This window comes from Streptomyces roseus (genome assembly GCF_001044425.1).
In the GTDB taxonomy this organism is placed as follows: domain Bacteria; phylum Actinomycetota; class Actinomycetes; order Streptomycetales; family Streptomycetaceae; genus Streptomyces; species Streptomyces roseus.
The window spans coordinates 57,291-66,555 of record NZ_LFML01000037.1 but is presented as its reverse complement, the minus strand read 5'-3'; the positions used below and the strand labels follow the sequence as shown (position 1 = coordinate 66,555).

9 protein-coding genes are annotated in these 9,265 nt (G+C 73.2%); 5 read left to right on the top strand and 4 right to left on the bottom strand.

Annotation, left to right across the window (positions count from 1 at the left end):
* Positions 1-540 (bottom strand): DUF2510 domain-containing protein (locus ACS04_RS10205; RefSeq protein WP_245236346.1); only part of this gene is annotated, 540 nt, incomplete at its 3' end.
* Positions 541-800: 260 nt separating this feature from the next.
* Here ACS04_RS10205 and ACS04_RS10200 point away from each other — a divergent pair.
* Entirely contained in the window at positions 801-1,280 is a 480-nt protein-coding gene (locus ACS04_RS10200) for an SsgA family sporulation/cell division regulator (RefSeq protein ID WP_048476221.1), read from the top strand.
* 47 nt (positions 1,281-1,327) lie between these two features.
* On the opposite strand, the gene ACS04_RS10195 is transcribed toward ACS04_RS10200, so the two are convergent.
* On the bottom strand, positions 1,328-2,731 hold the full coding sequence (locus ACS04_RS10195; RefSeq protein ID WP_245236351.1) for an FAD-binding oxidoreductase: 1,404 nt from the start codon (positions 2,729-2,731) through the stop codon (positions 1,328-1,330).
* Between the two features lie 105 nt (positions 2,732-2,836).
* Here ACS04_RS10195 and ACS04_RS10190 point away from each other — a divergent pair, with 105 nt between their 5' ends.
* Complete coding sequence (locus ACS04_RS10190; protein ID WP_158977229.1) at positions 2,837-4,402, top strand: tetratricopeptide repeat protein; 1,566 nt, start codon at positions 2,837-2,839, stop codon at positions 4,400-4,402.
* A 105-nt stretch (positions 4,403-4,507) separates the two neighbouring features.
* On the opposite strand, the gene hppD is transcribed toward ACS04_RS10190, so the two are convergent.
* A complete protein-coding gene (gene hppD, locus ACS04_RS10185) occupies positions 4,508-5,665 on the bottom strand; it encodes a 4-hydroxyphenylpyruvate dioxygenase (protein ID WP_048476219.1) in 1,158 nt (385 codons plus the stop codon).
* A gap of 130 nt (positions 5,666-5,795) precedes the next feature.
* Here hppD and ACS04_RS10180 point away from each other — a divergent pair, with 130 nt between their 5' ends.
* From ACS04_RS10180 to ACS04_RS10170, 3 genes are all read left to right on the top strand, one after another.
* On the top strand, positions 5,796-6,266 hold the full coding sequence (locus ACS04_RS10180; RefSeq protein ID WP_048476218.1) for an Lrp/AsnC family transcriptional regulator: 471 nt from the start codon (positions 5,796-5,798) through the stop codon (positions 6,264-6,266).
* 108 nt (positions 6,267-6,374) lie between these two features.
* On the top strand, positions 6,375-6,962 hold the full coding sequence (locus ACS04_RS10175; RefSeq protein WP_048476217.1) for an ArsR/SmtB family transcription factor: 588 nt from the start codon (positions 6,375-6,377) through the stop codon (positions 6,960-6,962).
* Positions 6,963-7,115: 153 nt separating this feature from the next.
* Positions 7,116-8,456 (top strand): MFS transporter, encoded by a 1,341-nt coding sequence (locus ACS04_RS10170; protein WP_048476216.1) that lies wholly within the window; start codon positions 7,116-7,118, stop codon positions 8,454-8,456.
* On the opposite strand, the gene ACS04_RS10165 is transcribed toward ACS04_RS10170, so the two are convergent.
* On the bottom strand, positions 8,386-9,183 hold the full coding sequence (locus ACS04_RS10165) for a S16 family serine protease (RefSeq protein WP_107438577.1): 798 nt from the start codon (positions 9,181-9,183) through the stop codon (positions 8,386-8,388). The genes ACS04_RS10170 and ACS04_RS10165 overlap by 71 nt on opposite strands.
* Positions 9,184-9,265 lie beyond the last annotated feature (82 nt).

The window sequence follows — 9,265 nt, the reverse complement described above, 5'->3', positions numbered from 1 at the left end:
CGCGGAGCCCCGTACGGCGGTCTGCGCCGGGAACCGCTCCGCGGTCGCGGAGGGCGTACGGGCGAAGGAGACCCCCGGCCCGCGCTCGGCCCGCTCGGCCGCCTCCAGCGGATCGGGGCGCGGCCCGCGGCCCGGCGAGAGCCCCGCCGGCGCCGGACGGGCGGACGCGTGCCCCGCCTCGGGCTCCGGCTGCGCCGGGCCGCCCCAGGAGATCCGGTGGTCGCGGGGCCCGCCGAAGCCGGACTGGTGCAGGGGATCGGCCTGCCACGAAGCCCCCGGCACGGCGGAGGCGAGCGGCTGCGCCAGCGCCTCGCTCATGCCGGTCTCGTCCAGGAAGACCGGCCCGGTCTCGTCGGACCGGGCGGCGGGGGAGCTCGGAGCGGCGGGAGTAGCGGCGGCAGCGGCAGCGGGGCGGCTCGTCCCCGGAACCCAGTTGAGGCCGTTCCAGTACCGGACGAAACCGGGGATGGACGGGTCGGGGTAGTAGCCCTCGCGGGCCGCGTGCTCGCCGTCACCAGGGGAGGCCGTCAATGTCCCCAACTCCGATCGTGGCTTGAGGCTTGTGCAAGGGCAGGACCATAGCCAAGAACCGTGCCCCGAGAGGTCCGGTAACGGGAGAATCCAAGCCTTTGAGCGAACCTCGCGCCCTCCGACTGTTTTCGGACACCCGACAGGATCCGGCCAATCCCCGATCCGCTGCCCGAAGTCGCGTCATACCCGGGCACATCGGCGCTCTCTGCGGGTGTGGGGCGCGAACCCCGCCCCGCGCAACGAACCGGAGACCCCGAAGTGAGGCCGCCATGCACCACCCCGTCGTCGAACGCGAGCTGGAACTCAAGCTGGTCCTGTCCCCCGAGCGCAGCGTCGCCGTCCCGGCCCGGCTGGTCTACCTGACGGAGGACCCGTACGCCGTGCACATCACCTTCCACGCCGGCTCCAGCACCCCGGTCAACTGGACCTTCGCCCGCGAGCTGCTGGTCGAGGGGGTGTTCCGTCCGTGCGGCCACGGAGACGTCCGGATCTGGCCCACCAAGGTCGACAAGAAGGCCGTCCTCTGCATGGCGCTGACCTCCCCCGACGGCGACGCCCTGCTGGAGGCCCCGGCCACCGCGGTGTCGGCATGGCTGGAGCGCACGCTGCGCGCGGTCCCGCCCGGCACCGAGGCCGAGCGGCTGGGCCTGGACGCCGCGCTGGCGGAGCTGCTCGCGCCGACCCCGGCCGACGACCTGTGGATGCACGACCCGTGGCCGTCGGACGAGTCGGCGGAGGGCGACCTGTGATGCGGATCCGCCACCTCGGGCTCGTACGCTCCATACCCGGCGTGCGGTCAGAAGAGCTTGCCGGGGTTGAGCAGGCCGAGCGGGTCGAAGGCCTGCTTGACCGCGCGCTGCATCTCCATCCCCACCGGCCCCAGTTCGCGCGCCAGCCACTCCTTCTTCAGGACCCCGACCCCGTGCTCGCCGGTGATGGTCCCGCCGAGGGCCAGCCCGAGCGCCATGATCTCGTCGAAGGACTCACGGGCCCGCCGCGTCTCGTCCTCGTCGGCCGGGTCGAAGCAGACCACCGGGTGCGTGTTGCCGTCGCCGGCGTGCGCGCAGACCCCGATGAGCAGGTCGTAGGCGCGGGCGATGGCGGCCGTCCCGTCCAGCATCTCGGCGAGCCGCGAACGCGGTACGCAGACGTCGTCGATCATCGTCGCCGGGCGCAGGGCGTCCAGGGCGGTCAGCGACATCCGGCGGGCCTGGAGGAGCAGTTCGGATTCGGCCTCGTCCTCGGCGGGGACCACGGCGGTGGCTCCGGCGGCCGCGCACAGCTCGCCCACGGCCGCGAGGTCCTCGGGGGCGTGCGGGGTGTCGAAGGCGGCGAGCAGCAGGGCCTCGGTGGTGTCGGGCAGGCCCATCTTGCCGAGCGCGTTGACGGCCCGGACGGTCGTACGGTCCATCAGCTCCAGCAGCGAGGGGGTGAGTCCGGCCTCCATGACGGCGCACACGGCCTCGCAGGCGGCCGCGGCGGAGGGGAACTCGGCGGCCAGAGCGAGCTGCCGGGGCGGTGCGGGGCGCAGGGCGAGTACGGCCTGGACGACGACGCCGAGGCTGCCCTCGGAGCCGACGAAGAGCCGGGTGAGGTCGTATCCGGCGACTCCCTTGGCGGTCCGGCGGCCCGTACGCAGCAGCCGGCCGTCGGCGAGGACCACGTCGAGGCCGAGCACGTACTCGGCGGTGACCCCGTACTTGACGCAGCACAGGCCGCCGGAGGCGGTGCCGATGTTGCCGCCGATCGTGCACTGTTCCCAGCTGGAGGGGTCGGGCGGGTAGAACAGGCCCCGCTCGGCGACGGCCCGTGAGAGCACCGCGTTCACGACGCCCGGCTCGACGACGGCGGTCCGGTCGACGGTGTTGATCTCCAGGATCCGGTCCATCTTGACCAGGGAGAGCAGGATGCAGCCGTCGGAGGCGTTGGCGGCGCCCGACAGGCCGGTGCGGGCGCCCTGCGGGACGACGGGTACCCGCAGGGCGGTGGCGGTGCGCATCACGTGCTGCACCTGTTCGACGGTGCGGGGCAGGGCCACCACCGCCGGGGTGCCGGCGGCGCAGAAGGCGGCCATGTCGGTGGCGTAGGAGGCGGTCACCTCGGGGTCGGTGAGGAGGGCTTCGGCGGGGAGCCCCGCCAGGAGGCTCGCGTACAGGCGCGGGGAGAGATCGTCTTCCCCGGCGCCGTCCTTGACATCCATGACATCCATGGGCCCAGCGTGGCACCAGGGGCCATCGGTGTGAACACGGCCGCGACGGGCTTCGGACACCTCGGCGAACTCTTCATATTGACGCACAGTGACCCCATGGACCGTGCCACCCGTACCGCGCGTATCTCCCGTATCGCCCGTACTGCTCGTGCCGCGCGTGCCGCTCGCGCCGCCCGCATCGAGGAGGAGGCGCAGCAGCCCGCGCCGCCCGTGACCTTCACCGGGCGCAAGACGCTCGTGGCGGCCGGGGTCGCCGTGGTGCTGATCGCCGGGGCCCTGCTGATCCGGCCGGCCCGCCAGGGCGACGACGCCCGCCCTCCGGGACCCACCGAACGGGCCGCGTCGGCCGTCGGCATGGGCGCGCCGGCGGCGGCGGTGGACCTGACGGCGCTGGTGGCGGACCGGGAGAAGTGGGTCGCCGGGCACGCGAAGGACGACGCGTCCTGGGCGGTCCTCGGGGCCGCCTATCTGGAGCAGGCGCGCCGGACGACGGAGCCGGCCTGGTACCCGAAGGCCGAGAAGGCGCTGAAGCGGTCGCTGGAGATCCGCCCCGCCGAGAAGGGCAACTTCGACGCGATGACGGGCATGGGCACGCTGGCCAATGCCCGGGGCGACTTCGGGACCGGCAAGAAGTGGGGCGAGCTCGTCCGGGCGCAGGCGCCCAACCGGTGGACGGCCTACCCGGTGCTGGTGGACGCGTACACGGGCCTGGGCGACTACAAGGCCGCCGAGCGGTCGATGGAGCGGCTGCTGGACCTGCGTCCGGGGCTGGCGGCGTTCATCCGGGCCTCGCAGGTCTACCGGGACCGCGGCTGGCGCGAGGACGCGACGATGGCGATGGAGCACGCCGGAGGCGCGGCGAAGGCCCCGGCGGAGAAGGCGTACGTGCTGTTCCGCCTCGGGGAGCTGTCCTGGGAGCGGGGCGACGCGGCGGAGGCGCTGCGCCAGTACGAGGGCGCGCTGCGCGCGGATCCGGCGCAGGCCCAGGCGCTGGGCGGCCGGGCCAGGGCGCTGGCGGGGCTGGGCCGGGGCGGGGAGGCGGTGCGGGACTACCGGATGGCGCTGGGCCGGGCGCCGGTGCCGAGGCTGGCGCTGGAGCTGGGCGAGCTGCTGGACGCGCTGGGACGCCGGGAGGAGGCGAAGGTCCCGTACGACATGCTGCGTACGGCCGCGGCGCGGGGGCCCGTGGACGGGGTGAACGACGCGGTGGTGCTCGGCCTGTTCGAGGCGGACCACGGGGATCCGGCGGCGGCCGTGCGGCGGCTGACGCAGGAGTGGGCGCGGCACAAGAGCATGGAGGTCGCGGACGCGCTGGCGTGGGCGCTGCACAGGACGGGCGACGACACGGCCGCGCTGGAGTACGCGAAGAAGTCGACGGAGCGGGGGATGCGGAGCGCGGAGTTCTCGTTCCACCGGGCGATGATCGAGCGGAGCCTGGGCGACGAGGCCGGGGCCAGGCGCTACCTGGAGGAGGCGCTGCGGACGAACCCGCGGTTCTCGCCGGCCCGGGTCCCGCAGGCGAGGCAGGCGCTGGCCTCGATCGGCCAGCCGCCGGCGGGCGGCCCGGAGAACATGCAGCCGTCGAAGCCGTGGGTGGCTCCGGAACTCCCGAAGGCGGCCAAGCCGAAGCCGTCGCCCAAGCCCGGCGCGGCCGGCTCCTGACGGCGCCGCGGCCGGCCCGGACGGGCAGGGCCCCCGGACGCCGGAAGCGGCGCCGGGGGCCCTGAGGCCGTAGGCCGGAGGCTCTGTGGTCTGCCGGCCCGGGGCCTACAGGTTGCCGCGCTTCTCCTGCTCGCGCTCGATGGCCTCGAACAGCGCCTTGAAGTTGCCCTTGCCGAAGCCCATCGAGCCGTGCCGCTCGATGATCTCGAAGAACACCGTCGGGCGGTCCTGGACGGGCTTGGTGAAGATCTGCAGCAGGTAGCCGTCCTCGTCGCGGTCGACGAGGATCTTCAGCTCGCGCAGGGTCTCCACCGGCACGCGGGTCTCGCCCGCCCACTCGCCCAGCGTGTCGTAGTACGAGTCCGGGGTGTCCAGGAAGGAGACGCCCGCCGCCCGCATCGACCGGACGGTCGCCACGATGTCGTTCGAGGCGAGCGCGATGTGCTGGACGCCGGCGCCGCCGTAGAACTCCAGGTACTCGTCGATCTGCGACTTCTTCTTCGCGATCGCCGGCTCGTTGATCGGGAACTTCACCTTGAGGGTGCCGTCCGCGACCACCTTCGACATCAGCGCCGAGTACTCGGTGGCGATGTCGTCGCCCACGAACTCCTTCATGTTCGTGAAGCCCATGACCTTGTTGTAGAACCCGACCCACTCGTTCATGCGGCCGAGCTCGACGTTGCCCACGCAGTGGTCGATGGCCTGGAACGTGCGCTTGGCCGGGCCCTCGACCAGCGGGTCGACGGCGACGTAACCCGGCAGGTAGGGGCCGGTGTAGTCCTTGCGCTCGACCAGAGTGTGACGGGTCTGGCCGTAGGTGGCGATGGCGGCGAGCACCACGGTGCCGTGCTCGTCCTTCACCTCGTACGGCTCGTCGAGACCGCGCGCACCGTGCTCGACGGCGTACGCGTAGGCGGCGCGGGCGTCCGGGACCTCGATGGCGAGGTCGACCACGCCGTCGCCGTGGTCGGCGACGTGCTCGGCGAGGAAGCGGCCGCGGTCGGTCGTCGCCTTGATGACCGAGGTCAGGACGAAGCGCGCGGCGCCGTTGGTGAGGACGTAGCTGGCCGTCTCGCGGACGCCGTTCTCCGGTCCGGAGTAGGCGACGAGCTTCATGCCGAACGCGGTGGAGTAGTAGTGCGCGGCCTGCTTGGCATTGCCCACGGCGAAGACGACCGCGTCCATGCCCTTCACGGGGAAGGGGTCGGCCTCACGCGAGGTGAGAGGAGTGGTGGTTTCGAGGTTCGCCAGAGACTCAGTCATGAGCGCAGAGTCCCGCCGATCCACAAGCTGCGCAATAGTTTCCTCTTTGGCTGTACAGACTGCCCAGTCGGGGCCGAGGATGGCTGAGAGATCTGTGCAGTATGACCACCCCCGCGCCCGGGAGGCAGCCATGGGAATCGACGAACTCGACGGCAGGCTGATCGTCCTCCTCGCGCGCGAGCCCCGGATCGGGGTCCTGGAGGCCTCGCGCCGGCTCGGCGTGGCCCGCGGCACCGTGCAGGCCAGGCTCGACCGGCTCCAGTCGAACGGGGTCATCCGCGGGTTCGGCCCCCAGGTGGACCCGGCGGCGCTCGGGTATCCGGTGACCGCCTTCGCCACGCTGGAGATCAAACAGGGCCAGGGGGCGGACGTACGGGCGCACCTGAACGGCGTGCCGGAGGTGCTGGAGCTGCACACGACGACCGGCCACGGGGACATGCTGTGCCGGCTCGTGGCCCGGTCCAACGCCGATCTGCAGCGGGTGATCGACCGGGTCGTCGGCTTCGAGGGGATCGTGCGCGCCTCGACGGCGATCGTGATGGAGAACCCGGTACCGCTGCGGGTGATCCCGCTGGTGGAGCAGGCGGCGCAGGAGGGCTGAGCCCCCGTGCGGTGCCGAGCCCCCGTGCGGTGGGGCCGGGTTCGAATCCCAAGAACGCGTTGCAAAGAAACCCTTGCATAGAAACCTTTGCAACTCTACTGTCGTGCCATGCCCGAAGAGCCGACGCAATCCCCGCCACCGAAGCTCCGTACGCTCGACGCCCGCTCGCTGCGCGGGCTCGCCCACCCGCTGCGCATCCGCATGCTGGCCACGCTGCGCCACGACGGCCCCGCCACCGCCTCGCAACTGGCGGAGCGCCTCGGCGAGTCCAGCGGCTCCACCAGCTACCACCTGCGCCAGCTCGCCGCGCACGGCTTCGTCGAGGACGCGCCCGAGCACGGCAAGGGCCGCGAGCGCTGGTGGCGGGCCGCCCACGAGGGCACCCGGTTCGACGAGGAGCTGCTGTACGACGAGGACCCGGCCACGCGCGGGGCGGCCGACCTCTTCCTGCACGAGATCGCGACGATCCACACGCAGGAGATGAGCACCTGGCTCGGCACCGCTCACGGCTGGTCGCAGGAGTGGCGGCGCGCCTCGGACATCAGCGACTTCACCCTGCAGCTGACGCCCGCACGGACCCTCGAACTCATCCACAGGATGCACGAGTTGATCGACAGCTACCGCGACCTGCCGCCCGAGGAGGGCACCAGGGCGGTCCGCTTCCACACGCACGCGCTTCCGCGCGCCGACGACTGACGGACCCCAGGAGGTGTTCCTCTCCCCCTCTCCCTCCCCTCCGCCCCCATGCCGAAGAAGGAGCCCTGCCGTGCACACCCGCCCGCCCGCCGAGATCCACTCCGGGGCGCACACCGCCCGGCCCGCGCCCGCGCCGCACCTCCCGTACGCCGCATGAGCCGGCGGCCCTTCGTGGCGGTACTGGCCGCCAACACCATCTCCATCAGCGGAAGTTCGGTCACCCTCATCGGCGTCCCGTGGTTCGTGCTCCAGACCACGGGCAGCGCCGGCCGGGCCGGGGTCGTCGCGTTCTGCGCCACCCTCCCCGTCATCGTCGCCGCGCTCGTTGGCGGTCCCGTCATCGACCGGATCGGCCGGCGCCGGGTCTCGGCCCTCTCCGACCTCGTCTGCGCCGTCTCGGTCGGCGCGATCCCGCTGCTGCACTACGCGGGCGTGCTGGAGTTCTGGATGCTGTGCGCGCTGATGGCCGTCGGCGGGCTCGTCCACACGCCCGGCCTGACCGCGCGCGGCGTCCTGCTGCCCAGCCTCGCCGAGCACGCCGGCACCACCGTGGGGCGCGCGGCGAGCCTGTACGACGCGGTCTCGCGCGGGGCGCGGATGATCGGGGCGGCGCTGGCCGGCGTACTGATCGCGTTCTTCGGAGCCGAGTCGGCCCTGCTGCTGGACGCGGCCACCTTCGCGGTCTCGGCGGTGCTGGTCGGCGCCTTCCTGCGCGGGGTCCCGGCCGCCGAGCCGCCGCCGAGCGCCGGGAGGATCTCCTTGGCCGGCTACCGCGCCGAACTGGCCGAGGGCTGGAGCTTCCTGATCCGCACCCGGCTGCTGCTCGGCATCACCGTGATGGTGATGATGACCAACGGCCTGGACCAGGGCTGGTCCGCGGTGCTGCTGCCCGTCCACGGACGCGAGGCCCTCGGCGGCGCCACGGCCGTCGGCCTCCTCGTCTCCGTCTTCGGCGGCTTCGCGCTGCTCGGCGCCCTGCTCTACGGGGTGTGGGGCGAGCGGTTCCCGCGCCGGGCGGTGTTCACCGCCGCCTTCCTGCTGTGCGGCGCTCCCCGGTACGCCGCCGCCGCCTTCACCGACACCCCGCTGCCGCTCGCGGTGACGATGGCGCTGTCCGGGCTGGGCACGGGCATGCTCAACCCGATCCTGACCACCGTGATCTACGAGCGGGTTCCGGAGGAGCTGCGCAGCCGCGTCTCGGGCGTGACCACGGCGGGCTGCGAACTGACCATGCCGCTGGGCGGGCTCGCGGCGGGCCTGCTGGTCGACGGGTTCGGGGCGACCCGGGCGCTGCTGCTGTTCGGCGGCACGTACCTGCTGGTCACGCTCTCACCGCTGGTCTTCCCGGCCTGGCGGACGATGGAGCGGACGATGGAGCGCGCGCCGGCGCCGACGGACGAGGGCGGGCTCAGCGGCAAGGGGCTCAGCAGGAAGGAACCGGCTCTCCCCGGGTCAGCGCACGCAGCGCCTGCACCGCGTCCGTCAGGGAACTGACGGGCACCAGCCGGAGCCCCTCGGGGAGTTCGGACCGCGCGTCCGAGCACTCCGCCGCCGGTACGAGGAACACGCTCGCCCCGTCGCGGCGCGCGGCCTGCGTCTTCAGGGCCACGCCCCCGACGGCGCCGACCTTGCCGTCCGCGCTGATGGTGCCCGTACCGGCGATGGTGCGGCCGCCGGTGAGGTCGCCGCCGCTGCCGTCGCCGTCGAGCTTGTCGATGATGCCGAGGGAGAAGAGGAGGCCGGCGCTGGGGCCGCCCACGTCGGCGAGGTTCAGCTGGACCTTCACGTCCTTCGGGTCCTTGTGGAGGAAGCCGAGGGCGGCCTGGGTGGCCGTGGACTGCGACGCCGCCATTTGCTCCAGGTTGTGCGCCTCGATCTCCTTGTCGCTTCCGCCGGAGGGGTAGACCGCCTCCTTGGGCATGACCGCCCGGGCGGTGTCGAACCAGTCGCCGACGAGCTCGGGCAGGGTCACGGTGGTGGAGGGGCCGGTGGCCTGGATGGTGGTCATCCGCAGCTGGCCGGTGGTCTGCCGGGTCGGGGCGCCCGTCACGGAGACGACCGGCTTGCCGTCGCGGTCGCCGAGCACGTCGGCCGTGAGGCCCGGCTGGGCGATCACGAAGGGCAGCGGCGCGAAGGCCGCGGCGGCGAACAGCCCGAGCACGGGCACGGCGCAGACGGCCAGGGCGGCGGGACGCGGCAGACGTGTGAGGCGAGAGAGCACCCGGCCAATGTATCGGGCGCCCCCGCGCACGCCGCGCCCCACCGTGCGGGACGCGGCGCGGAGCCCGCCCGTACGCCGGCGG